General features: G+C 69.8%; 26 protein-coding genes and 4 tRNA genes. 9 read left to right on the top strand and 21 right to left on the bottom strand.

Annotation, left to right across the window (positions count from 1 at the left end; translation table 11 throughout):
* Nucleotides 1-92: 92 nt before the first annotated feature.
* From repSA to O1Q96_RS05155, 3 genes are read left to right on the top strand one after another with little or no spacing between them, the layout of a single operon-like run.
* Nucleotides 93-1,490, top strand: coding sequence for a replication initiator protein RepSA (gene repSA, locus O1Q96_RS05165; RefSeq protein ID WP_419587036.1), 1,398 nt, complete (start codon nucleotides 93-95; stop codon nucleotides 1,488-1,490).
* Nucleotides 1,487-1,684 (top strand): helix-turn-helix transcriptional regulator, encoded by a 198-nt coding sequence (locus O1Q96_RS05160; RefSeq protein WP_269247063.1) that lies wholly within the window; start codon nucleotides 1,487-1,489, stop codon nucleotides 1,682-1,684. The genes repSA and O1Q96_RS05160 overlap by 4 nt, the downstream gene beginning before the upstream one ends.
* A complete protein-coding gene (locus O1Q96_RS05155) occupies nucleotides 1,684-2,931 on the top strand; it encodes a tyrosine-type recombinase/integrase (protein WP_269247062.1) in 1,248 nt (415 codons plus the stop codon). Before O1Q96_RS05160 ends, O1Q96_RS05155 begins: the two co-directional genes overlap by 1 nt.
* A 75-nt stretch (nucleotides 2,932-3,006) precedes the next feature.
* On the opposite strand, the gene nusG is transcribed toward O1Q96_RS05155, so the two are convergent.
* The 3 genes from nusG to O1Q96_RS05140 all read right to left on the bottom strand — a co-directional run bounded on the left by nusG (nucleotide 3,007) and on the right by O1Q96_RS05140 (nucleotide 4,456).
* Nucleotides 3,007-3,909, bottom strand: a complete 903-nt coding sequence (gene nusG / locus O1Q96_RS05150; protein WP_269247061.1) for a transcription termination/antitermination protein NusG — start codon at nucleotides 3,907-3,909, stop codon at nucleotides 3,007-3,009.
* Nucleotides 3,910-3,986: 77 nt separating this feature from the next.
* Nucleotides 3,987-4,274: a preprotein translocase subunit SecE gene (gene secE, locus O1Q96_RS05145; RefSeq protein ID WP_269247060.1), complete on the bottom strand. Its 288-nt coding sequence runs from the start codon at nucleotides 4,272-4,274 to the stop codon at nucleotides 3,987-3,989.
* A 109-nt stretch (nucleotides 4,275-4,383) separates the two neighbouring features.
* A tRNA-Trp gene (locus O1Q96_RS05140) sits at nucleotides 4,384-4,456 on the bottom strand.
* 225 nt (nucleotides 4,457-4,681) lie between these two features.
* Here O1Q96_RS05140 and O1Q96_RS05135 point away from each other — a divergent pair.
* On the top strand, nucleotides 4,682-5,908 hold the full coding sequence (locus O1Q96_RS05135) for a pyridoxal phosphate-dependent aminotransferase (protein WP_217455099.1): 1,227 nt from the start codon (nucleotides 4,682-4,684) through the stop codon (nucleotides 5,906-5,908).
* A 134-nt stretch (nucleotides 5,909-6,042) separates the two neighbouring features.
* Nucleotides 6,043-7,071 (top strand): adenosine deaminase, encoded by a 1,029-nt coding sequence (locus O1Q96_RS05130; RefSeq protein ID WP_269247059.1) that lies wholly within the window; start codon nucleotides 6,043-6,045, stop codon nucleotides 7,069-7,071.
* Here the strand turns inward: O1Q96_RS05130 and O1Q96_RS05125 are convergent.
* The 10 genes from O1Q96_RS05125 to O1Q96_RS05080 form a co-directional block, all read right to left on the bottom strand.
* Nucleotides 7,016-7,735, bottom strand: a complete 720-nt coding sequence (locus tag O1Q96_RS05125; protein ID WP_269247058.1) for a hypothetical protein — start codon at nucleotides 7,733-7,735, stop codon at nucleotides 7,016-7,018. The two genes, O1Q96_RS05130 and O1Q96_RS05125, sit on opposite strands and share 56 nt — an antisense overlap.
* A 99-nt stretch (nucleotides 7,736-7,834) precedes the next feature.
* Nucleotides 7,835-8,890, bottom strand: a complete 1,056-nt coding sequence (locus tag O1Q96_RS05120; protein ID WP_269247057.1) for a UDP-N-acetylmuramate dehydrogenase — start codon at nucleotides 8,888-8,890, stop codon at nucleotides 7,835-7,837.
* A 98-nt stretch (nucleotides 8,891-8,988) separates the two neighbouring features.
* The gene (locus tag O1Q96_RS05115; protein ID WP_269247056.1) at nucleotides 8,989-9,366 is read right to left on the bottom strand and encodes a DUF3291 domain-containing protein; all 378 of its coding nucleotides are present in this window, start codon (nucleotides 9,364-9,366) and stop codon (nucleotides 8,989-8,991) included.
* A gap of 154 nt (nucleotides 9,367-9,520) precedes the next feature.
* Nucleotides 9,521-10,960, bottom strand: a complete 1,440-nt coding sequence (locus O1Q96_RS05110) for an MFS transporter (protein WP_269247055.1) — start codon at nucleotides 10,958-10,960, stop codon at nucleotides 9,521-9,523.
* Nucleotides 10,961-11,065: 105 nt separating this feature from the next.
* Nucleotides 11,066-11,635, bottom strand: coding sequence for a TetR/AcrR family transcriptional regulator (locus tag O1Q96_RS05105; protein WP_269247054.1), 570 nt, complete (start codon nucleotides 11,633-11,635; stop codon nucleotides 11,066-11,068).
* A 145-nt stretch (nucleotides 11,636-11,780) separates the two neighbouring features.
* Entirely contained in the window at nucleotides 11,781-12,209 is a 429-nt protein-coding gene (locus O1Q96_RS05100) for a MaoC family dehydratase (RefSeq protein WP_269247053.1), read from the bottom strand.
* Nucleotides 12,210-12,213: 4 nt separating this feature from the next.
* Nucleotides 12,214-12,666 carry a MaoC family dehydratase N-terminal domain-containing protein gene (locus O1Q96_RS05095; RefSeq protein ID WP_217455107.1) on the bottom strand — a complete coding sequence of 151 codons (453 nt, stop codon included), beginning with the start codon at nucleotides 12,664-12,666 and terminating at the stop codon, nucleotides 12,214-12,216.
* 89 nt (nucleotides 12,667-12,755) lie between these two features.
* A complete protein-coding gene (gene rpmG, locus O1Q96_RS05090; protein WP_003948671.1) occupies nucleotides 12,756-12,920 on the bottom strand; it encodes a 50S ribosomal protein L33 in 165 nt (54 codons plus the stop codon).
* 91 nt (nucleotides 12,921-13,011) lie between these two features.
* Nucleotides 13,012-13,084 (bottom strand) — tRNA-Met (locus O1Q96_RS05085).
* A gap of 46 nt (nucleotides 13,085-13,130) precedes the next feature.
* A tRNA-Thr gene (locus O1Q96_RS05080) sits at nucleotides 13,131-13,203 on the bottom strand.
* A 239-nt stretch (nucleotides 13,204-13,442) separates the two neighbouring features.
* Here O1Q96_RS05080 and O1Q96_RS05075 point away from each other — a divergent pair.
* Nucleotides 13,443-14,705: an amidohydrolase family protein gene (locus tag O1Q96_RS05075; protein ID WP_269247052.1), complete on the top strand. Its 1,263-nt coding sequence runs from the start codon at nucleotides 13,443-13,445 to the stop codon at nucleotides 14,703-14,705.
* Nucleotides 14,706-14,886: 181 nt separating this feature from the next.
* Here O1Q96_RS05075 and O1Q96_RS05070 read toward each other — a convergent pair whose 3' ends face one another.
* Nucleotides 14,887-16,032 carry a hypothetical protein gene (locus O1Q96_RS05070; protein ID WP_269247051.1) on the bottom strand — a complete coding sequence of 382 codons (1,146 nt, stop codon included), beginning with the start codon at nucleotides 16,030-16,032 and terminating at the stop codon, nucleotides 14,887-14,889.
* 65 nt (nucleotides 16,033-16,097) lie between these two features.
* On the opposite strand from O1Q96_RS05070, the gene O1Q96_RS05065 reads away from it, so the two are divergent.
* Complete coding sequence (locus tag O1Q96_RS05065; protein WP_269247050.1) at nucleotides 16,098-16,754, top strand: NAD(P)H-binding protein; 657 nt, start codon at nucleotides 16,098-16,100, stop codon at nucleotides 16,752-16,754.
* 115 nt (nucleotides 16,755-16,869) lie between these two features.
* Here O1Q96_RS05065 and O1Q96_RS05060 read toward each other — a convergent pair whose 3' ends face one another.
* Entirely contained in the window at nucleotides 16,870-17,082 is a 213-nt protein-coding gene (locus O1Q96_RS05060) for a hypothetical protein (protein ID WP_217455110.1), read from the bottom strand.
* A 294-nt stretch (nucleotides 17,083-17,376) separates the two neighbouring features.
* A tRNA-Tyr gene (locus tag O1Q96_RS05055) sits at nucleotides 17,377-17,458 on the bottom strand.
* Between the two features lie 201 nt (nucleotides 17,459-17,659).
* On the opposite strand from O1Q96_RS05055, the gene O1Q96_RS05050 reads away from it, so the two are divergent.
* Entirely contained in the window at nucleotides 17,660-18,148 is a 489-nt protein-coding gene (locus O1Q96_RS05050; protein WP_269247049.1) for a YajQ family cyclic di-GMP-binding protein, read from the top strand.
* Between the two features lie 108 nt (nucleotides 18,149-18,256).
* On the opposite strand, the gene O1Q96_RS05045 is transcribed toward O1Q96_RS05050, so the two are convergent.
* On the bottom strand, nucleotides 18,257-18,523 hold the full coding sequence (locus tag O1Q96_RS05045; protein WP_217455112.1) for a GlsB/YeaQ/YmgE family stress response membrane protein: 267 nt from the start codon (nucleotides 18,521-18,523) through the stop codon (nucleotides 18,257-18,259).
* 232 nt (nucleotides 18,524-18,755) lie between these two features.
* On the opposite strand from O1Q96_RS05045, the gene O1Q96_RS05040 reads away from it, so the two are divergent.
* Nucleotides 18,756-20,060, top strand: a complete 1,305-nt coding sequence (locus O1Q96_RS05040; protein ID WP_269247048.1) for an APC family permease — start codon at nucleotides 18,756-18,758, stop codon at nucleotides 20,058-20,060.
* 84 nt (nucleotides 20,061-20,144) lie between these two features.
* On the opposite strand, the gene O1Q96_RS05035 is transcribed toward O1Q96_RS05040, so the two are convergent.
* Genes O1Q96_RS05035 through htpX form a run of 4 tightly spaced genes read right to left on the bottom strand, consistent with a single transcriptional unit; the run spans nucleotide 20,145 to nucleotide 23,175 of the window.
* Nucleotides 20,145-20,711, bottom strand: a complete 567-nt coding sequence (locus O1Q96_RS05035) for an SMI1/KNR4 family protein (RefSeq protein ID WP_269247047.1) — start codon at nucleotides 20,709-20,711, stop codon at nucleotides 20,145-20,147.
* A 52-nt stretch (nucleotides 20,712-20,763) separates the two neighbouring features.
* On the bottom strand, nucleotides 20,764-21,903 hold the full coding sequence (locus O1Q96_RS05030) for a barstar family protein (protein ID WP_269247046.1): 1,140 nt from the start codon (nucleotides 21,901-21,903) through the stop codon (nucleotides 20,764-20,766).
* A gap of 13 nt (nucleotides 21,904-21,916) precedes the next feature.
* The gene (locus O1Q96_RS05025) at nucleotides 21,917-22,315 is read right to left on the bottom strand and encodes a YccF domain-containing protein (RefSeq protein WP_269247045.1); all 399 of its coding nucleotides are present in this window, start codon (nucleotides 22,313-22,315) and stop codon (nucleotides 21,917-21,919) included.
* Complete coding sequence (gene htpX / locus O1Q96_RS05020) at nucleotides 22,312-23,175, bottom strand: zinc metalloprotease HtpX (RefSeq protein ID WP_269247044.1); 864 nt, start codon at nucleotides 23,173-23,175, stop codon at nucleotides 22,312-22,314. Before htpX ends, O1Q96_RS05025 begins: the two co-directional genes overlap by 4 nt.
* Nucleotides 23,176-23,278 lie beyond the last annotated feature (103 nt).

Here is a 23,278-nt window from a genome sequence, read left to right as displayed (position 1 = left end):
CCTCAGACGGACCGCGCCCAGACGTTCACTCCCGTAACCCCCGTCCTGGCGGAGGTAGCCGCGTGACGGTCTTCCCCGTCCCCCCGGAGGCCGTGGCCGGTGCTGCGGCCTCCATGGGAACCGACCCCCTGACGCTGGCTGATCTGCTGCGAGTCGCCAACACGCCGGGCTTCGACCGCTGGCAGGAACAGGTACGCCGTACCGGCGGCTGCGCTCACCCGATCCGCCTCCAGGGCCAGACCGTCACCCGCGACCGTTCGACCGGTGACGTCCTGTACTCCTACAGCACCGAGCACGAGCCCGGCGGCATGCTCCGGGTGGCATGCGGAAACCGCCGCGCCTCGCGCTGTCCCTCGTGCGCCTGGACCTACGCGGGGGACGTCTACCACCTGATCCGCGCCGGGATCACCGGTGACTCACGGATGGGCATCCCCGGCGAGATCCGCAAGCACCCCGGCGTGTTCGCCACGCTCACCGCCCCCTCCTTCGGGCCCGTGCACAACCGGCCCGACTCCGGCCGCTGCCGCTGCGGGAACTCCCACACCAACGATGACCCGGCACTCGGCACGGCGCTCGCCCCGGACCGGTACGACTACGCCGGGGCGGTGCTGTTCAACAACTTCGCCGGGGACCTGTGGCGCCGCTTCACGATCTACCTGCGCCGGGAGATCGCTGCCCGTGCGGGCCTGACCCAATCCGCCCTGAAGGAGGTGTGCCGGGTCTCCTTCGGCAAGGTCGCGGAGTTCCAGAAGCGGGGCGCCGTGCACTTCCATGCGGTGGTGCGCCTGGATGGTCCGGACGGGCCCGACTCCCCGCCCCCGGCCTGGGCCACGATCGCTCTCCTGGGCGACGCGATACGTGCCGCCGCTGCCCGGGTCGCCGTGCCGGTGCCGCCCGCCAAAGACCTCCCGGCCCGCGTGCTGCGCTGGGGCTCCCAGGTCGATGTCCAGCCGATCGGCAGCATGGGCGGTGTGGAGCTGACGGATCAGGCGGTCGCCTCCTACGTCGCCAAGTACGCCACCAAAGCAGCCGAGACCACCGAGACCGTAGACCGGCGAATCGGGGAGCTGTCCGAACTCGACAAGCTGCCGTTGCCCGCGCATACCCGGCGCCTGATCGAAGCGTGCTGGACGCTCGATGACGCCTACTCGAACCGCAAGCTCGCACAGTGGGCCCACATGCTCGGCTTTCGCGGGCACTTCATGACCAAGTCCCGCGCCTACTCCTCGACTCTGTCCGAACGGCGCCAAGTCCGTGCCGACTTCCGCGCCCGGCAGGAACGCCGCGAACGGGGCCTGTCCGAGGATCTCGCTGACTCGGAGGGCTCCATGGTGGTGCTCGCCCACTGGACCTACGCCGGGCAAGGCCACACCCCCGGCGAATCCTGGCTCGCTGCCTCGATCGCTCGGGACATCCGGCTGAACCGCGAGATCGCACGCGATGCGCTGGCCGACATGCCCGACGCAGAGGACTGGGAGGTCTGCGCATGAAGCGGCCTCTGCCCACTCAGTTCCTGACCCCCGAGGACCTAGTGATCCTGCTGCGCCTGCCGAGCGTGGACACCGTGTATCAGTGGCGCCGGAAAGGCACCGGCCCGCGGGGCTTCCGCGTCGGCCGGCACCTCCGCTTCGACCCCGAGGACGTACGGGCCTGGGTCGAGTCCCTCATGGAAGGGGCTGCCTGATGGCCGGACACATCCAAGACCGCTGGTTCAAGATGGAGGCCGGACCGAACGGCAAGCCGGTCAAGCTCAAGACCGACCGCTTCGGCGTCGGCCTGCGGTACCGCGCCCGGTACGTCTCGCCGGACGGCTCCGAGAAGTCCAAGAGCTTCCCCGATCGACAGAAGCGGCTCGCTGATCAGTGGCTCGCGCACATCGAGGCCGACATGTCGCGCGGCCAGTACATCGATCCCAAGGCGGGAAAAATCACGTTCAGGCAGTACGCCACCGATTGGCTCGCCTCGCAGACGACCGACCCGGCGACCCGTATAGCGGTGGAAAGTCGCCTCCGACTGCACGCCTTCCCCCACCTCGGGAATCGGCCGCTCTCCGCATTCCAGCCTTCGCACATCCGGGCATGGACGCGAGTTCTGGAAGACACCGGGGCGGCAAGTTCATACCGCCGCGTGATCTTCGGGAACGTCTCGGCCGTGCTCTCGGCTGCGGTCGATGACGGCTACCTCGCCCGGAACCCATGCCGGGCTGGCTCGGTTCGTCCGCCCAAGCCGTCGCCCGGACGGGTCACACCCTGGACACCCGATCGAGTCTTCGCGGTGCAGGCCGGAATGCCTGCTCGGCTTCGGGCCATGGTCGACATCGGCGCGGGCTGCGGTCTCCGGCAAGGCGAGATCTTCGGGCTTCCGGTGGATGAGGTAGATCCCCTGGCGGGTGTACTGAGCGTCACGCAACAGGTCAAGTTGGTGAACGGGCACCTGATCTTCGCCCCACCGAAGAACAACAAGATGCGAGATGTGCCGCTCCCTGACTCGGTCGCTACCGCGCTCGCTGCGCACCTGACGGCCTTCCAGCCAGTTGAGATCACGTTGCCGTGGCTTCGGATCGACGGGCCACCAGTGACCAAGCTCCTGTACTTCACCGGGGAGGAGCTGGGAGCTCTCCGGCGGAACGACTTCAACGCGCACGTGTGGAAGCCTGCCCTCGCTGCTGCCGGTGTGATCCCGGTCCCCGGTCCAGGTGAGCGGTACAAGGAAGCTCGCGAGGACGGCATGCATGCACTTCGGCACTTCTACGCCTCAGTCCTCCTGGACGCTGGCGAGAGCATCAAGGCCCTGAGTACCTACCTCGGGCACGCGGATGCCGGGTTCACCCTTCGGACGTACACGCACCTGATGCCAGCCAGCGAGACCCGTACCCGCAAGGCCGTGGATACGGTCTACCGCAAGGCCCGAGGGCGGCTCCCGGCCCCATGACGGCCCCCGGCATGCGAGAGAGCCCCTGACCAACGGGAAACCGCTGGTCAGGGGCTCTTTCGTAGCTCGAAACGATCAGTTCTTCTGGATCTGGTCGAAGCTCAGCTCGACCGGGGTCTCGCGGCCGAAGATCTCGACGAGGCCCTTGACCTTCTTCGAGTCGGCGTTGATCTCGTTGATGGTCGCCTGCAGCGTGGCGAACGGGCCGTCGGTGACGGTGACCGAGTCGCCCACCTCGAAGTCCAGCACCTGGACCTCGAGCTTGCGGGACGGAGCCGGCTTGCCCTCGGCCTCGGCGGCCTCGCGGGCGGCCTTCTCCTCGGCCTCGGGAGCGAGCATCTTGACGATCTCGTCCAGCGTCAGCGGGTACGGGTCGTAGGCGTTGCCCACGAAGCCGGTGACACCGGGAGTGTTGCGGACGACGCCCCAGGACTCGTTCGTCAGGTCCATGCGCACCAGCACGTAGCCGGGGAGCTTGTTCTGCTTGACGGTCTTGCGCTCGCCGTTCTTGATCTGCGCGACCTCTTCCTGCGGCACCTCGGCCGCGAAGATGAAGTCCTCGACGTTCAGGGAGACGGCGCGCTGCTCGAGGTTGGTCTTCACGCGGTTCTCGTAACCGGCGTACGTGTGGATGACGTACCACTCGCCGGGCAGCGTGCGGAGTTCCTCGCGGAGGGCGGTCACGGGGTCGACCGGCTCGGTCTCCTCCTCGGCTTCCGCTTCCTCGGCTTCCGCGTCCTCGCCGTCGGTCTCGTCGGAGACCGGCTCGTCGGCGGCGTCCTCGTCGGCTTCGAGCTCCTCGCCGGACTCGTCCTCGACGTGCAGGGCAGCCTCTTCGGCGGCCTCGTCCGCGGCGGCGTCGGCAGCCTCGACCTCGTCCTCGACGTCCGCGCCCTCGACGATGTCGAGTTCGTCGTCAACGGACTCGGCGTCCTGCCCGCGCGGCTCGACGGCGTCGTTCAGGTTCGGGTCAGACACGGTGGCTGCTTCTTCCTGGATCATGGGGGTGGAACACGCGAAAGCGGGCGCCGGGTGCGGCGCCCTTCGCGCTTGGCTCAGCCGAAGACGTACTTGGCGGCCTTGTCGAGTCCGAAGTCAATCACAGTCACCAGACCGATCATGATGACAACGAACACAATCACCACTGTGGTGTACGTCGTCAGCTGATTGCGGGTCGGCCAGACGACCTTGCGGAGTTCCGCGACGATCTGGCGGTAGAAGAGGGCGAGGCGCTTCAGCGGGCCCTTCTTGGCACGCTTACCACCCTTGCGGCCCTTCTTCTGGGACTCCGGCGCCTCATCCTCGGCATCAGGCATGTCGATGGAGCCCACGGCGTCCGTCACTCGTCCTCACCTGATTCCGGGTCGTGGCCGTGCCGCGCCCGGTATGAGCCGCACGGCGGTGCAATGCAGTACGTACATGCGCACACATCCTGGCGAAAGGAGTGTGTAGCAGGGCCGGAGGGACTTGAACCCCCAACCGCTGGTTTTGGAGACCAGTGCTCTACCAATTGAGCTACGACCCTTTGCTTCCCTCACAACGTACCGCATCCGCCCGGGTGCTCGGTGTGTACCGGGAGAGCGCGGCCGGTGAAGGCCAACGAGGTGAGAGTGTACGTGGTCGGCGGCCGGTCGTCGAACAGAAAGTGTCCGTACGGACTTTGTGCGTGCTCGCCCCGGGGCCCGTCCGGTGCTGCTCAGTCTGTGAAACCGGTGTGCCGGGGAGGTTTCCGGTCTGGAACGATGGGCCCATGAGCGCTGCAACCCCTCCCACCGAGCGCCGGGTCTCCGCCCGGATCGGTGCGATCTCCGAGTCCGCCACCCTCGCCGTGGACGCCAAGGCCAAGGCCCTCAAGGCCGCGGGACGTCCGGTGATCGGCTTCGGCGCCGGTGAGCCCGACTTCCCGACGCCGGACTACATCGTCGAGGCCGCCATCGAGGCCTGCAAGAACCCGAAGTACCACCGCTACACGCCGGCCGGCGGCCTTCCCGAGCTGAAGGCGGCGATCGTCGCCAAGACGCTGCGCGACTCCGGCTACGAGGTGGACGCCTCCCAGGTCCTGGTGACCAACGGCGGCAAGCAGGCCATCTATGAGGCGTTCGCCGCGATCCTCGACCCGGGCGACGAGGTCATCGTCCCGGCCCCGTACTGGACGACGTACCCCGAGTCGATCCGTCTGGCCGGCGGTGTCCCGGTCGACGTCGTCGCGGACGAGACCACCGGCTACCGCGTCTCGGTCGAGCAGCTGGAGGCCGCCCGTACGGAGAAGACGAAGGTCGTCCTCTTCGTGTCGCCGTCCAACCCGACGGGCGCGGTCTACAGCGCCGAGGACACCGAGGCGATCGGCCGCTGGGCCGTCGAGCACGGTCTGTGGGTGATGACGGACGAGATCTACGAGCACCTCGTCTACGGGGACGCGAAGTTCACCTCGCTGCCGGCAGTCCTGCCGGAGCTGCGTGACAAGTGCATCGTGGTCAACGGCGTCGCGAAGACGTACGCGATGACCGGCTGGCGGGTCGGGTGGATCATCGGCCCCAAGGACGTCGTCAAGGCGGCCGCGAACCTGCAGTCGCACGCCACCTCGAACGTCGCCAACGTCTCACAGATCGCCGCGCTGGCCGCCGTCTCCGGCGACCTGGAGGCCGTGGCGACGATGCGCGAGTCCTTCGACCGCCGCCGTAGGACGATCGTGCGGATGCTGAACGAGATCGACGGCGTGCTCTGCCCCGAGCCCGAGGGCGCCTTCTACGCGTACCCCTCGGTGAAGGCCCTTCTCGGCAAGGAGATCCGCGGCAGGCGCCCGCAGGACTCCGTCGAGCTGGCCGCCCTGATCCTGGAGGAGGCCGAGGTCGCTGTCGTCCCGGGCGAGGCCTTCGGCACGCCGGGCTACCTGCGGCTCTCGTACGCGCTGGGTGACGAGGACCTCGTCGAGGGCGTCTCGCGGATCCAGAAGCTGCTGGCCGAGGCCACGGACTGACCTGTTCCGCCTGAATGATCGGCGGGCCGCCTCCCTCTGGGGAGGCGGCCCGCTTCTTCGTCTCTTCGTGCGAGCAAGACCACGTTCAGGGAAAGCGCTACCGATACGGGAGCGGCGTACGGCAGGATCCTGGAATGGAGCACGTACGTGATGTCTCTGAGCTGCCCAAAGCCCATCTGCATCTGCACTTCACCGGATCGATGCGGCACACCACCCTGCTGGAACTGGCCGACAAGCACGGGATCCATCTGCCCGACGCGTTGACCGGCGCGGAGCCTCCCAAACTGCGGGCGACGGACGAGCGCGGCTGGTTCCGCTTCCAGCGTCTGTACGACGCGGCGCGGTCGTGTCTCAGAGACGCCGAGGACATTCAGCGGCTCGTCCGTGAGGCCGCCGAGGAGGACATCAAGGACGGCTCGGGCTGGCTGGAGATCCAGGTCGACCCGACGTCGTACGCGCCGCGCCTGGGCGGTCTGATCCCCGCCCTCGAGGTCATCCTGGACGCGGTGGAAACGACCGCGCGCGAGACCGGGCTCGGCATGCGGGTCCTGGTGGCCGCGAACCGGATGAAGCACCCGCTGGACGCCCGCACGCTGGCCCGCCTGGCCGTGCGGTACGCGGACCGCGGCATCGTCGGGTTCGGGCTCTCCAACGACGAGCGCCGGGGCATGGCCCGGGACTTCGACCGGGCCTTCGCGATCGCGCGCGAGGGCGGACTGCTGGCGGCGCCGCACGGCGGCGAACTGGCGGGCCCGACGTCCGTACGGGACTGCCTGGACGACCTGCACGCCTCGCGGATCGGGCACGGGGTGCGGGCCGCCGAGGACCCGCGGCTGATGAAGCGGCTCGCGGACCGGGGCATCACCTGTGAGGTCTGCCCGGCGTCGAACGTCGCCCTCGGGGTGTACGAGAAGCCGGAGGACGTCCCCCTGCGCACGCTTTTCGAGGCGGGGGTGCCCCTGGCGCTCGGTGCGGACGACCCGCTGCTGTTCGGCTCGCGGCTGGCCGCCCAGTACGACATCGCGCGCCGTCATCACGGTTTCACGGACGCCGAACTGGCCGAGCTGGCACGGCAGTCGGTACGGGGCTCGGCGGCCCCGCACGACGTCAGGGAGAAGCTGCTGTCCGGGATCGACGACTGGCTGACCGCCCCGGTCGCCTGAAGTGGGCGTAGGGCGGATACGCCTGGAAGCCGATGTCCAGCTCCGCCCCTCGCCCCCAGGTCAGAGGCAGATGCGTGGAGAGCGAGGTGACCAGCACGTCCCGTCCCTCGGCGGCCCCCTTGCCGAGCGGGCCGAAGCCGGCCGCCAGCTCCAGGTGCACGGACGCCGAGGCGAAGGTGTCCCGGGCGCCGAAAAGGAACAGCGTCCGGGCGTGGACGGCGGGCTGGATCCGGTCGACCCGGTCGAGGTGGTCCCAGCGCTGGTCCCAGCGGGCCTGCCAGTCGGCGGCGTGGCGCGCGGTACGCCGTTCGTCGGTGCGGACGGTGGCCGGGGTGCCCCGGGCGGTCCCGCGGCGCAGCACCGGCCAGGAGGAGGGCCGCAGGCCGAGCGACTGGTGGGCGAGGACCAGATCGACCGGCACTCCGGGCGCGAACGTCCGGGGGTCCCCGTCCCGCAGCGGGACATGGACGACGGTGTGCGGGGAGTACGCGGCGAACGAGAACAGTGCGGCGAGGCGGGACAGTCCGTCGTGGTCCCCGACCAGATAGCCCCAGTCCCGCATGGGGTCGCTGAGGGTGGTCCGCCGCAGCGCCGGGCGCGGCTGGACGACCCGGAACGCGTACCGGCCGGCTCTCGGCCTGGACTCGCTGACCCTCAGCCGCACGGAAGATGCCTCATGGGCTCAGGGTGATCGCCCGGCCGGGGCCCGGCAAGCGAATATCCCGCCGCCGTGCAGGGGGCGACGGGTCTCGGGGCGGCGGTCTCAGAGGCTGACGCCCACGGTCACCGGTTCGTTGACGAGGGTGATCCCGAAGGCGGCGTGGACTCCGGCGACGACTTCGCGGGCGAGGTCGAGGAGGTCCTCCGTGGTGGCCTCGCCGCGGTTGGTGAGGGCCAGGGTGTGCTTGCCGGAGATGCGGGCGGGGCCGGTGCCGTACCCCTTGGTGAAGCCGGATTTGTCGATCAGCCAGGCCGCGGAGGTCTTGGTGTGCTTGTCGCCCGCGGGATAGGCGGGCGGGGTCACGCCGTCGCCCAGACGCTCCGCCACGCGCGCGTGGAACGCGGCGAACTCCTCGTGCGTGAGGATCGGGTTGGTGAAGAACGAGCCGGCCGACCAGGTGTCGTGGTCCTCGGGGTCGAGCACCATGCCCTTGCCCGCGCGCAGTTTCAGGACGGTCTCGCGGGCCGCGTCCAGGGGCACGCGGTCGCCGGTTCCGACACCGAGCGCACGGGCCGTCTCGGCGTACTTGACGGGTGCGGACAGCCCGGCGGCGTCCTCCAGCTCGAAGCGGACGCGCAGCACGACGAAGCGCTCGGGGTTGCTCTTGAAGCGGCTGTGACGGTACGAGAACGCGCACTCGGCGCTCGGAATCGTGACCGTCTCGCGGCTCTTCCGGTCGTACGCGACCACTTCGGTGATCGTCGACGACACTTCCTGGCCGTACGCGCCCACGTTCTGGATCGGGGTGGCGCCCGCGGAGCCGGGGATTCCGGCGAGGCACTCGATGCCCGCGAGGCCCGCCTCGACGGTTCGGGCGACCGCGTCGGTCCACACCTCGCCGGCGGCCAGTTCCAGGCTCGTGCCGTCGAGCGCGACACCGCGGGTGGCGATGCGCAGGGCGGTGCCCGGGAAGCCCTTGTCGCCGATGACCAGGTTGGATCCGCCGCCGATCAGCAGCAGCGGCGTACCGGAGTCGTCGGCCTCGCGGACAGCGGCGATCACCTCGGCGTCGGTCGTCGCGGTGATCAGCCGGGCGGCGGGGCCACCGAGCCGGAAGGTGGTCAGCGGGGCGAGGGGAGCGTCGTGGAGTTCCTGCACGTGCCCAGGGTACGAGAACGGCCCCACCGGTCGGGGCGGGGCCGTTCCAGACGGGTTCGGCGGGCCTTGCGGGCGGCCGCCGGGTGCCGGTGTCCGGATCACAGGCGGCGGAGCGCCTCCGGCCAGTCCAGCGGGAGTTCGTCCGCCTTCACCGTCCAGCTCACGAACTTCGCGTCCCGCATCTGGGGGCCGAGGCCCCGGGCGGTCGGCTCGTGGGTGCCGGAACGGGCGAAGGCCTTGAGCGCGGCGGGCGACTCCCAGGCGGACAGGGTCCAGAAGGTCCGCCGCAGGGGTGCTGCCTTCAGGGTGGCTCCGTACGCGCCGGGCGCCCTGCTCACCTGCCGCCAGACGCCCGGTGTCCTGGCGAAGAACCTCAGCGCGCCCCAGAGGGTGCGGGTCTCGAAGCGGGAGGCGAAGACATGCACGTCTGCGCCCTGCGGCGGTGTGTTCGGCACGGTCCAGGGGAGGGTGGGCACGGCCGGTCTCCTTTCGGTCGGAATTCCGGGCTCACGGGGAGTGGATCGCCGTGTCCGGGCCCGGACACGGATACGCGTTCGTATCCGAGTCCGGGCCCGGGTCCGCCCGACTGCGGAGCCGGTTCGGACCGGATCCGCAGTCGGGTCCGCGGATTCAGCTCGACGCCGTCTCCAGCACCCGCTCCGGCGCCTCCACGTCCTCCTCCGGCGCGGTCCTGCCCCGGCGACCCGGCATGCAGAGCGCCGCCGCACCCGCCACGGCCACCGCGGCGGAGCCGACCCACAGGGCCGGCCGGAGGCCGTCCACGAAGGTCTGCGGGGTCTCGTAGCCGCCCTGGGCGGCGAAGATCGAGGCCATCACCGCGATACCGAGCGCCCCGCCGACCTCGCGCAGCGCGTTGTTGGCGCCGGACGCGATCCCCTGCTCCTGCTGCCGGACGCTGGACATGACCAGGCTGGAGGCCGGAGCGAAGAAGAGGGACATGCCGATTCCGCTGATGATCAGGGCGGGAAGCTGTGCGGTGTACGACGTGTCGGACTCGACCACGAGGGCGAACCAGCCGAGTCCGACGGCCTGCAGGAACAGGCCCACGGCGACGACGGGCCGGCCGCCGATCCGGTCGGAGAGATAGCCCGCGATGGGCGCGACGATCATCGGCATACCGGTCCACGGCAGCATCCGCAGTCCCGCCTCGGTGGGCGAGTAGCCGAGCACGCCCTGCATGTACTGGCTGAGCAGGAAGATCGAGCCGAACATCCCGAGGAACATCAGCAGGCTCGCCGCGTTGATCCCGGCGAAGGCGCGGTTCCGGAAGAGCCTCATCGGCAGCATCGGGTTCTTGGCGTGCACGCCGTGGAGTACGAAGCCGACAAGGAGGGCCGTCCCTCCGATCAGGGCCAGCAGGATCACACCGTCGGTCCAGCCGACGACGGGTGCGCGGACCAGTCCGTACACGATCCCGAAGAGGCCGCCGCTGGCGAGCAGGGTGCCGCGGATGTCGAGCGGGGCGCCGGAACCGAACGACTCCGAGAGGCGCATCCGGGCGAGCGGCAGCAGCGCGAGACCCAGCGGAACGTTCAGCCAGAAGATCCACTGCCAGGACAGGTGTTCGGTGAGACTGCCTCCGATGAGCGGCCCCGAGGCGACCGCGAGACCGTTGACGGCACCCCAGATCCCGTACGCCATCCCGCGCTTGGCGGCCGGTACCGCGGCCGTGAGCAGGGTCAGCGTCAGCGGCATCATGATGGCCGCGCCGACGCCCTGGACCGCACGGGCGGCGATCAGTGAGTCGATGCCGGGCGCCATGGCCGCGGCGGCGGACGCTCCGGTGAACACGGTGATGCCGACGGTGAAGAGCCGGCGGCGGCCGAACCGGTCGCCGAGGGCCGCGCCGAACATCAGCAGCACGGCGAAGGTGAGCGTGTAGGCGCTCACGGTCCATTCCAGGTCGTCGAGTCCGCCTCCGAAGTCCTCGCGGATCGAGGGCAGGGCGGTGGTGACGACGAGGTTGTCCAGGGCCGCCATGAATCCGGCGACACTGGTGATGACGAGGGCCCAGACGGCTCCCCCGCGACGTTCCTTCTGCTGTGACATCGCTCCCCCAGCGGGTGATCGCTACCGTTGATTAGTTATTGATGACTAACTTTTGCGGTCATGAAAGTGCGGTTCTCTCCGCCGCACTCGCTCCGGCGTTCCTTTTCAGTGCTCGAGCCGACCCTTGCTCCGGGCCGAGGGGTAGAGCCCCTCCCACACCCGGTGCTGGGGATCGAAGCCCATGGCTACCAGGCAGTTGATGAGCATCCCGTAGGCCATGAAGGTCGTGGTGTCGTTCGCGTCGGCACCGAGCGGCAGGTGGACGGTGTCCCACAGCCGCATCCAGCCGGCCCGTACCGTCTCGCCGAGCTCGCGGTCGCCCGCCTGCTCGGCGGCCGCCACCGCGACGTACATCTGCATCTGCATCAGCAGCCGCTCGGGCTCCTCGGCGATGACCTTGGTGTAGGCGTCCGCCATGGAGTGCAGGGCCTCTTCGCCCTCCAGCCCCTTGGCGGCCTCCTCGAACGTGAGCCTGGAGTTCTCCAGGGACCGCTCGGCCGCCGCAAGGAAGATCGCCTTCTTGTCGGGGAAGAGCCGGAAGAGATACGGCTGCGAGACACCCACCCGCTTGGCGATCGCCTCGGTGGACGTGCCGTTGTAGCCGCCCCGGGCGAACTCGCTCATCGCCGCGCGAATGACGCTCTCGCGCCTCTCCTCAGCACTCATCCTGACCATGCGACCAAGTTAGTACTCAATCACTAACTAAGTCAAGCGGGTGGGGACAGGGAATGCGGAAGCGGCCGGGACCGGCACAAGTAAGGGGCGTCCACAATGGCGGACGCCCCTTACCCACGCTTCCGTCGATGCGGCTCTCGCGCGGTCAGGCCAGTCGTACGACGGCCCGGGACATGCCGAGCACCTTCTGGCCCGCGCTCATCGCGACGAGGTCGACGCGGACGGCGTTGTCGTCGAGCTTGGCCGCGACCTTGCCGCTGACCTCGATCGTGGCCCCCTCGTCGTCGTTCGGGACGACGACGGGCTTCGTGAAGCGGACGCCGTACTCGACCACCGCGCCGGGGTCGCCGATCCAGTCGGTGACGACCCGGATCGCTTCGGCCATGGTGAACATGCCGTGCGCGATGACGTCGGGCAGGCCGACATCCTTGGCGAACTTCTCGTTCCAGTGGATCGGGTTGAAGTCCCCCGAGGCGCCCGCGTACTGGACGAGCGTGGCGCGGGTCACGCCGAAGCTCTGGGCCGGCAGCTCGGTGCCGACCTCGACGTCGTCGTACGAGATCTTCGCGGTCATCTGTTCACGCCCCCTCGGCCGCGCGGGACACGAGCTTGGTCCAGGCGGTCACCACGTGCTCGCCCGCCTCGTCGTGGACCTCGCCGCGAATGTCCAGGATGTCGTTGCCGGCCAGCGACTTGATCGCCTCGATGGTGGACGTGACCGTCAGCCGGTCTCCCGCGCGCACCGGGCGCCGGTGGACGAACTTCTGGTCGCCGTGCACGACCCGGCTGTAGTCGAGACCCAGCTGCGGGTCCCGGACGACCTGCCCCGCGGCCTTGAAGGTGATCGAGAACACGAAGGTCGGCGGGGCGATCACGTCGGGGTGGCCGTGGGCCTTGGCGGCCTCCGGGTCCGTGTAGACGGGGTTGAGGTCCCCCACCGCCTCCGCGAACTCACGGATCTTCTCCCTGCCGACCTCGTACGGGTCGGTGGGCGGGTAGGACCGCCCCACGAAGGACTGGTCGAGCGCCATCGGCTCGGCACCTCCTGGTTCGCAGCTGGTGTTAACGACGCGAGGCCGCCCCCCAGTCACAGGGGACGGCCTCGTGTACGAGCCTGAAATTATCGCGTTTCGCGGTGCGCGGTGTGCGCGTTGCAACGCGGGCAGTGCTTTTTCATCTCCAGTCGGTCCGGGTTGTTACGCCGGTTCTTCTTGGTGATGTAGTTCCGCTCCTTGCACTCCACGCAGGCCAGCGTGATCTTCGGGCGGACGTCGGTGGCAGCCACTGGAGTGCTCCTTGACGAACGGATGGGACATGGACTAACGCATGAAAGAGTAGCCGATCGAAGGACCGACCCCACAATCGGCTACCGTCAGTAGCGGTGACCGGACTTGAACCGGTGACACAGCGATTATGAGCCGCTTGCTCTACCGACTGAGCTACACCGCTGTGATGTGATCAGTTCCCGTCTTGCGACGGGAACCTCCCACACCGGAGCCCCAATACGGAATCGAACCGTAGACCTTCTCCTTACCATGGAGACGCTCTACCGACTGAGCTATTGGGGCGAGCGATGAAGACATTACACGCTCGGCCGCCGATCGCCCAAATCCGTTTCGTGGCACCTGCCCCGGCCCGTTCCAGGGCGCTCTCGGGCCGTTCCGCACGCCCCTCAGGCACGACGGACCACACCGGTACGACTATTTCGCTCCTCCTCGATGCGCGCCGGTCGTCACCCTAGGCTCGACTCACGCTGCGTGATCTTGTGTCCCCTCCTGCGCAGCCGCCGCCGAGCCTCAGGAGCGCGATGCCCGACAGCCAGCCGCAGCCGCCGCACTCCTCGTCCTCGTCGGGCTCCGCGAGTTCGTCCGGCCGGAGCAGCAGCTCCGAGCTGCTGCTCTGCGGTGCGCGGCTCACCGACGGCCGGACCGTGGACGTGCGGCTGGCCGACGGGCGTATCGAGGCGGTCGGCACGGCCGGCAGCCTCACCGCGCACACCGCGCGCGTGGACCTCTCCGGCTACCTGCTCCTGCCGGCCCCGGCCGAGCCCCACGCCCACGGCGACACGGCCCTGTCGGCCGACGGCGAGGGCCCGGCCTCGTACGAGGGTCACGAGGTCCAGCGCCGTACGACCGAGGCCGCTCTCCTCCAGCTCGGGCACGGGGCGACCGCGCTTCGGTCGCACGTGCGCGTGGGCGATGTGCAGGGGCTGGGCCCGATGGCGGCGGTCCTCCAGGCGCGGCGCGCGCTGCGGGGGCTGGCGGAGCTGACGGTCGTGGCGATGCCCCGGGTGCTGACCGGCCTCGCGGGGGCCGACGGGCTGGCGATGCTGCGGGACGCGGTGAAGATGGGCGCCTCCGTAGTGGGTGGTTGTCCAGATCTGGACCCCGACCCGACGGGGTATGTGGAGGCGGTCCTGGAGGTCGCCTCGGAGCAGGGCTGTCCCGTCGATCTGCACACGGACGGTGACGATCCCGCGCGGCTGGCACGGCTCGCGGCGATGGCGGGCGGGCTGCGGTCCCGGGTGACGCTCGGTCCCTGTGGAGGGCTCGGGCGGCTGCCCTCGGAGGTGGCCTCACGGTCGGCGGACCAGCTCGCCGCGGCCGGGGTGACCGTCGTCTGCCTGCCCCAGGGCGGCTGTTCGGGTGTGGACCGCCGCGGGACGGCTCCGGTACGGCTGCTGCGGGCGGCCGGAGTACGGGTCGCGGCCGGGAGCGGCGCTCTCAGGGACGTGTCGAACCCCGTCGGGCGGGGGGATCCGTTGGAGGCGGCGTATCTGCTGGCCTCGCGGTACGGGTTGCGGGCCGCTGACGCCTACGACGCGGTGAGTTCGTCGGCGCGTGCGGTGCTCGGGCTGCCCGAGGTGCGTGTGGAGGCCGGATTCCCGGCGGAGTTGCTCGCGGTGCGCGGGGACCGCCTCGACGGTGCCCTGTCGCTGGCGTACAGCCGGATCGTCGTGCACCGGGGGCGCGTGGTGGCGCGGACGAGCGCGGTGCGGGAGTACTGCAACTCGGCGGTGGCCGTTGCGCTGGACCTGCCTCGCCAGGGGCGGACGGGCGAGTCGCCGTGAGGGCGGGCCAGAAGAGTCGGCGGGCGGAGAACCGGTAGGTGAGGCGCAGGCGGACGACACACGTGGAGGGACCCGGTGGACGACGCACGCGCGCGTGGAGGGGTGTTGGCCCCATCACGCGCGCGTGTTGTCGTGACCGTGAGTCCGTGTGCCGAGGTGACCGGCGGCAGGGCCCGGTCTGTCAGAAACCGCTCAGCAGGCCGCTGGTGAAGGGGTTGCCCGGGCCGCCGAACTCGTCCGCGGGCATCTTCGTCGCGCCGGACGGGGCACTGATGTCGTCCGCCTCGCCAAACTTGATCACCAGGGGAAGCCTGGCGCCCTTCGCGTCTTCCGCGAGGGCTGCGAGGTCGACGGAGATGCGGGTCAGGTCGCCGTTCTTCAGAGAGAAGTCGACGGCGACCTTCTTGTCCGGAGCGTCCTTCAAGTCCTTGTCGGTGGGCAGTTCGGTGCCCGTCGGCAGGTCGTCGGCGAACGGCCGGAGCTTGTCCATGACACCGGTGAGCAGGTCACGGAAGGAGGCCTTGGCGACGATCCGTTCGACACCGTCGCTGCCTCCCTTGTTGCTGAAGGTGACCTCGCGGGCAACGACCGACCGTACGGCCTTGAGGATCTTCTGCTGGGTCTTGGTGTCGATCTCGTCGGACCCGCCGGCTGCCGCGGACCCGCCGTCGGCCTTGTCCGAGCCGGAGGCGTCCTTGGCGGCGCGGTCGAGCTCACGGTTGTCGACCTTGACCCACTTGCCCTCAAGCACCTGCTTGAACTGCTCCTCACCCTTGGGCAGTTCGTCGGCGGACGGCACGGGGAAGCCCATGGCGTCACCGACCGCCTTCATGTCGGCGCGGTAGTACGTGTAGTTGCCGACGAGCCGGTATTCGGCGAGGACACCGTCGGGTCCCGAGATCGCCACTCCCGTACCGACGAGATCCTTCTCACCCGAGTCGGCGAGCGGCTTGCGCGACTCGACGGACACCTTGACCTTCGCCTGGGTGAAGAGTTCCGCGAGCTCCGGCGGCATCTCGTCGCCGGGCTCCGCCGCTCCGGCCAGCTTCGTGAGTGCGGAGGGTTTGGCGTCGAGCCCGAACTCGAAGGCCAGTGACTTCTTTTCGCCGAGCCCCTCGAAGGCCTGGTCCACCTTCTGACCGGCGGTGAGGTTCTCGACCGTGCCGCAGGCGGCCGTACCGGCTGCCAGGACGGTGGTGCAGCCGACCGCTGCGAGAGTCCTTCGTATGACAGGGCGCTTGCGGGCGGCGGGGCTCTTGCTCGTGGCGGTGATGACGGTCTCCTTATGACGCCTGACGGCGTCCCCTCGTACAGCGTGAACGTTCATGAGACTCACGAGTTATCCACAGGGTTGTGCGGCGCGTGGGTCCATCCGGGCGTACGGTCGGAATCATGCGCATTGTCATCGCTGGAGGTCATGGTCAGATCGCGTTGCGGCTGGAGCGGCTGCTCTCCGCGCGCGGTGACGAGGTGGCGGGGATCATCCGCCGAGCCGAGCAGGGCGACGATCTGCGGACGGCCGGCGCCGAGCCGGTGCTGTGCGATCTGGAGTCGGCTTCGGAGGAGGAGGTCGCCGAGCACCTGCGGGGCGCGGACGCCGCCGTCTTCGCGGCGGGCGCGGGCCCAGGCAGCGGCGTGGACCGCAAGGAGACCGTGGACCGGGGCGCCGCCGTGCTCTTCGCGGACGCGGCGGCCCGGGCCGGGGTACGACGGCACGTGGTCGTGTCGTCGATGGGCGCGGACCCGGAGCATCCCGGGGACGACGTCTTCGACGCTTACCTGCGCGCCAAGGGCGAGGCCGACTCGTACGTACGGGCTCACCGGGGCCTGGACTGGACGATCCTGCGCCCCGGAATGCTGACGACGGACGCCGGCACGGGGCTCATCCGCCTGGAGGCCGCGACCGGGCGCGGGCCCGTTCCGCGCGACGACGTCGCCGCGGTCCTCGCGGAGCTGGTGGACACCCCGGCGACGGCCGGGCTGACCCTGGAACTGATCAGCGGTTCGACACCGGTGTCCGTGGCCGTGAAGTCGGTGGCGGGAAACTGACGCGGGAGCAGGGGCTGGAGGAGGGCGGATGCGGGGCGGTCCGCCCTGCACGGCTCCGCCCATGAGGCCCGCCCATGAAGCCTGGCGGCGTACGGCGGGTGCCGCGGGCCGCGTATCAGAAGAGCGGAAGCTGGCCGGGGAACTCCGCCACGGCGTACCCGTCGAGCGCGGGCTGCGCCGCGCCCAGCTCCGCCTGCCTGCGCGAGCCCGGACAGGACACGAGTTCCCCGCTCCCCCGCGCACCCGGCGGGTCGTGCCGAGCGAACCGTCCGGCGACGACGGCGATCTCGCGACGGCACTCGGGGCAGTTTCGGCGGCGTGAGGACATGGGTCCAGCGTACGAAGAAAACGGCGGGCGCCGGGGTCGGCGCACTCCGCGCCGAAGGACCACCCGGAGCGCCGTAGGCCGCCTGGAGCGGCGGACCCAGCAGCGCCGCGCCTGCCCCGGCGATTCGTCCACCCGCTCGCGAGGGACACCGTCCACAAGGCGTTCACGCTCATGCCCCGATACCCCGTGCCGCCGTGCCGCCGTGCCGCCGTCGGCGCATGCGGTCGCCCGAACACGAAGAAACCCTCTCCGAACTGCATAATCGCAGTTCGGAGAGGGTTTCTTCTCTCAGCGTGGCGGCGCCAGGATTCGAACCTGGGAAGGCTGAGCCGGCAGATTTACAGTCTGCTCCCTTTGGCCGCTCGGGCACACCGCCGGGGTAGCTGCCATTCGAACCGCTTTTCGGCGGCGCTCCGTGGCAACGACGTAAACGATACCCGATGCCCGGGGGTGCTTCGCCACCTGATTGATCGGTGCTCGGAGGGGAGGGGATGACTAGGCTTATGCGGATGCGGCCCGGGACCGAAGCCGGTTCGGCGGCCGCCACTACGCACCCCGATACAAGGAGCCACAGGACATGGCCGACTCCAGTTTCGACATCGTCTCGAAGGTCGAGCGGCAGGAGGTCGACAACGCCCTCAACCAGGCCGCCAAGGAGATCTCGCAGCGCTACGACTTCAAGAACGTGGGCGCCTCGATCTCCTGGTCCGGCGAGAAGATCCTGATGGAGGCGAATTCCGAGGAGCGGGTCAAGGCCATCCTCGACGTCTTCCAGTCCAAGCTGGTCAAGCGGGGCATCTCGCTGAAGGCGCTGGACGCCGGCGAGCCGCAGCTCTCCGGCAAGGAGTACAAGATCTTCTCGTCGATCGAGGAGGGCATCTCCCAGGACAACGCGAAGAAGGTCGCGAAGATCATTCGCGATGAGGGTCCGAAGGGCGTGAAGGCGCAGGTGCAGGGTGACGAGCTGCGCGTCAGCTCGAAGAGCCGTGACGACCTGCAGGCCGTGCAGGCCCTGCTCAAGGGCAAGGACTTCGACTTCGCGCTGCAGTTCGTCAACTACCGGTGACGTTCCGGCTGTTCCACGGACGGCCGTCGCGCGTACGGGAAAGGGCGGGCACCCCTGATGCCCGCCCTTTCCCGTCTCCGGGCCGCAGCCGCGGCCTGGCGGGCGAGCTCACCTGCGCGAGTGGCCGAACATGATGCGGTACGCGACCAGCAGGACGAGCGAGCCGCCGATCGCGGCGGCCCAGGTGGTGCCGTCGTAGAAGTCCTTGGCGATGGGGTGGTCCAGCCAGCGTGCGGATATCCAGCCGCCGATGAACGCGCCCGCGACACCGATCAGTGTCGTGCCGATGAAGCCACCGGGATCACGTCCCGGCAGCAGGAACTTGGCGATGGCGCCGGCCAGCAGCCCCAGAATGATCCAGCTGATGATGCCCATGCCGTGAACCTGCCCTTTCGTGCTGTACCTGGGCTGTGATCCTGCTCGCACCAGGCTGTGGTCGTACCGCTGTGGTACCTCTGTCGTGCCTCTGGTCGTTCTTCTGGCTTCTGTTCGTGCGTTGTTCTGCCAGTACGTTGTTCTGTTCGTTCGTCGTTCTGTTCGTTCGTTGTTACTGGGGAGGACGTCGGCGCGTCGGTCGGCGGTTGCGACGATCCGTAGGGTGCGGCCCATGCCACAGTCCGATTCCGCCCGACCAGATTCGTCGCCGTCCGGGTCGTCGCAGCCCGGCGCACCGTCGAGCGGTGCGGAGCTGCGGCGGACACTCGGCGTCGGGGACGCCGTGGTCATCGGTCTCGGCTCGATGATCGGCGCGGGGATCTTCGCCGCGCTGGGTCCCGCGGCCCGGGCCGCGGGGTCCGGTCTGCTCCTCGGGCTGGGCGTCGCGGCCGTCGTCGCCTACTGCAACGCGGCTTCCTCGGCACGCCTCGCCGCCCGTTTTCCCGCGTCGGGCGGCACGTACGTGTACGGGCGGGAGCGGCTCGGCGCGTTCTGGGGATACCTGGCGGGCTGGTCGTTCGTCGTGGGTAAGACCTCCTCGTGTGCGGCGATGGCGCTCACCGTCGGCACGTACGTCTGGCCGGGTCAGGCGCACGCGGTGGCCGTCGGGGCCGTGGTGGCGCTGACCGCGGTGAACTACGGCGGTGTCCAGAAGTCCGCGTGGCTGACCCGGGCGATCGTGGCTGTCGTCCTCGCGGTCCTCGCTTCCGTGGCCGTCGTGTGTCTCACCTCCGGGGCAGCCGACGCCGGACGGCTCGGCGTGGGCGTCTCCGGGGGTGTGGGAGGGGTTCTGCAGGCGGCCGGCCTGCTGTTCTTCGCGTTCGCCGGGTACGCGCGGATCGCGACCCTCGGCGAAGAGGTACGGGATCCGGCGCGCACCATTCCGCGGGCGATCCCGCTCGCGCTGGGTATCGCACTGGTCGTGTACGCGGCGGTGGCGGTGGCGGTCGTCTCCGTCCTGGGGCCGGGGGGACTCGGGCAGGCGACAGCACCGCTCACCGACGCGGTACGCGCCGCGGGGGCACCGGCACTCGTACCGGTCGTACGGGTGGGTGCCGCCGTGGCGGCGCTCGGGTCCCTTCTCGCACTGATCCTGGGGGTGTCACGGACGACGCTGGCCATGGCCCGCGACGGGCATCTCCCGAGCGGGCTGGCCGCCGTGCATCCGCGTTTCCAGGTACCGCATCGGGCGGAGCTCGCTGTCGGAGCGGTGGTCGCCGGGCTGGCCGCGACGGTGGATGTGCGGGGTGCGATCGGCTTCTCCTCCTTCGGGGTGCTGGTGTACTACGCGATCGCCAATGCCTCGGCCTGGACACTGAGTTCGGCGGTCGTGCAGCGGGTCGTGCCCGCGCTGGGACTGGCGGGGTGTGTGACGCTGGCTTTCGCCCTGCCCTGGGTGTCCGTGGTCGTGGGCGTCGGCGTACTGGGGCTGGGGGCGGTCGCGTACGGGGTACGGAGGCGGCTGGTCCCGCGCTGATCGCTCCCCGGGGAACATCGATGAGCGGGGCAGGCAGGGGCTCGCGGCGACAGTGGGGCCCCCACCGGCGCCGGGGTCAGCGCGCTACGAGGCTCGCGCCGCCCCCGCACGTATGCGGAAGTCGCTCCAGGGCTCCAGGTCGGTCCCGTCGTTGAGCTCGTCGTACCAGCCGGTGCCGTCGAGCCAGGCGTGGAGCCAGGCCGTGAGGGTGGGGGCGTCCACGTACCACGCGTGGTCGGCGTCGTCGGCGTTCGGCTCGAACAGGAGGACTGTGCCGTCCGGGGTGCGGCAGTCCACGCACGCGTACATTCCGCAGCCCCAGTGGGATATCGGCAGGACGCCGTCCGGCCAGGGCCAGTCGGGGTCCTCGCGGCCGCTCTCACGGTGGGCGAGATACTGCGCGACGACGGCAGGCTCGCCCGAGGGCGGGCTGTCGAGCAGGGGCAGCAGGCCGTACTCCGGACCGAACCCTCCGTCTCCTATCCGCAGGTAGAGAGCGGCGAGCAGCGGTGGCACGGCGAAGCCCAGGGTGGACTCGGCGCGGGCGAGCGCGGCCGCGTCCACCGGCCCGGGGAGCGAGGGCCAGCCCCACGGCCGGGAGTTGCGCGCCTGCGTGGAGACACGTACCAGCAACTGCTCGATCTCGGTCATGCGTTCATGATGCAGCGCGCCACCGACAACCGGGCCGGCCTGTGGACAACCCTCAGACGAGACGGACGTCGACGCCCTCTTCCACGAGGAAGGCGAGGAGTTCCTCGAACGTCCACGGGCGGTGGTCGGTGCGCGGGACGAGGCCGAGGCAGGTGCGGGCGATCTCGGCGTCGTGCCAGACCAGGGTGAAGGGCCTTCGGGCGCCCCAGCGGCCACGGAGGCAGTCCGCGAGTGCGTCGAGGTTCGAGCCGAAGTAGCCGCCCGGTCCGTTGACCCCCTCGCCGAGCGCGCAGAAGAAGCCCGGTTCGTCGATGATGCGGCGGCCTTCGAGGTGATACGTGGCGCCGGGCTCCGCGTCGGGTCGGTCGGGCCGGTGGTGCTCCCGTGCGGTGTGCAGCCAGTGGCGACGGCTCTCCGCGCCGCACCGGGCCCAGCGGCCGGGCTCGGTGGGCCGGCCGGTGTCCCACAGCTCCCAGACCTCTTCGGCCGCGGTCGGCGGCCGCTCCGACCAGGGCTCCAGCGTGAGGTCCACCAGGCCGCGGCCGCGCGCCGAGGGGATCCATGCGACGAGTTCACCCTCGACGGCGGACTGGACGGGGCGTCCCGCCGCGTCCAGGCGTATCAGCTTGGCGTGGCCGAGGTCCTCCTCGCCCGCGTCCAGGGCCGTACGGAGGGCGCCGCGCGGGGAGCAGCCGAACAACCGGACGGGCGGTTCCACCGGGTCCGGTTGCCCTTCCGGGACGTGCGCCAGGTCCCGGCAGCTGCCCCACGGCACGTCCTCGCGGCCGAGGAGCCGGTAGCCCGGGGAGAGCGGCGGGCACTGCGGATAGTCGAACGGGTTGTGCGGGGCCTCGCGTGCCTCGATCGTGATGTCACGTAACGACAGGTCGCGAGCGCACGGGTGGTCCCCGAGGACGCGTACGTCCTCCAGGGACCACTCCTCGACCCGTTCGCCCTGCTTGTCCAGGATTTCCAGGGCGAGGGTGCCGAGCGGGGCCGAGCCGTCGGCACGCGCGCGCGGGAGCACTTCGCTCAGCTTGCCTCCGGGGGCGCAGCCGATCAGCTCGTACGTTCCGCGTGCGGGAGCGGGCGGATCGCCGAAGAGGTTCTCGGCGTCCGCGCACAGGGCCCAGGTCTCGTCGTCCTCCTCGTCGGCGTCGTACGCCTTCAAGACGTACTTCGGACGCCGCACTCCGGGCGCCGCTCTATCGGACCGACGACGTGAACGGCTGGTCCGTGCTCACGATTTCCCGTCCCAGCGGGAACAGCGACACCGGGATCAGCTTGAAGTTGGCGATGCCCAGGGGGATGCCGATGATCGTGACGCACTGGAGGAGGCCCGTGACGATGTGGGCGAGGGCCAGCCACCAGCCGGCGAGGACCAGCCACAGGACGTTGACGATGAAGGACGGCGCGCCCGCGTCACGGCGCTCCACCGTCGTCCGGCCGAACGGCCACAGCGCGTAGGCGCCGATACGGAACGACGCGATGCCGAACGGGATCCCGATGATCGTGATGCACAGCAGCACGCCCGCGACCAGGTAGCCGAGGAACAGCCAGAAGCCGCTCAGGACCAGCCAAATGACGTTGAGAATTGTCTTCACTGTTGGCGACCTGCCATCTGCTCGAGCCGGGCGATGCGCTCCGCCATCGGCGGGTGCGTAGAGAACATCTTGGAGAGTCCCTGGCCCGGACGGAAGGGGTTGGCGATCATCATGTGGCTCGCGGTCTCGATGCGCGGCTCCGGGGGCAGCGGAAGCTGTTTGGTGCCCGCCTCCAGCTTGCGCAGGGCGCTCGCGAGGGACAGCGGGTCGCCGGTGAGCTGGGCGCCGGACGCGTCCGCCTCGTACTCCCGGGAGCGGCTGATGGCGAGCTGGATGAGGGACGCGGCGATCGGACCGAGAATGATGATCAGCAGCATGCCGAGGAGGCCGGGTCCGTCGTCGTCGCTCGACCGGCCGATCGGGATCAGCCAGGCGAAGTTGACCAGGAACATGATGACGGAGGCCAGGGCGCCGGCGACGGACGAGATGAGGATGTCGCGGTTGTAGACGTGGCTCAGCTCGTGGCCGATGACGCCACGCAGTTCCCGTTCGTTCAGGATGCGCAGGACGCCCTCGGTGCAGCACACCGCGGCGTTGCGCGGATTGCGGCCCGTCGCGAAGGCGTTCGGCGCTTCCGTCGGGGAGATGTACAGGCGGGGCATGGGCTGACGGGCCTGTGTGGAGAGCTCACGGACCATCTTGTAGAGGGCCGGGGCCTCGAACTCGCTCACCGGGCGCGCGCGCATCGCGCGTAGAGCCAGTTTGTCGCTGTTCCAGTACGCGTACGCGTTCGTACCGATCGCGATGAAGAGTGCGACTACCAGGCCCATACGGCCGAAGAAGCTGCCGATGACGATGATGAGTGCGGACAGTCCCCCGAGGAGTACGGCGGTCCTGAGCCCGTTGTGCCGGCGGTGCACGGTACGCCCTCCAAATGGTGCGGCAGGGGAACCCTTGCTTGTCGATCTCTGACGCCACTGGTTCCGTGACTCCACGGTCCAGTGGACCCTCCCTCACTGGTCA

This window comes from Streptomyces aurantiacus (assembly GCF_027107535.1).
In the GTDB taxonomy this organism is placed as follows: Bacteria; Actinomycetota; Actinomycetes; order Streptomycetales; family Streptomycetaceae; genus Streptomyces.
Note: the sequence above shows the minus strand (reverse complement) of the source record. Positions and strands in the feature narration are given on the sequence as shown.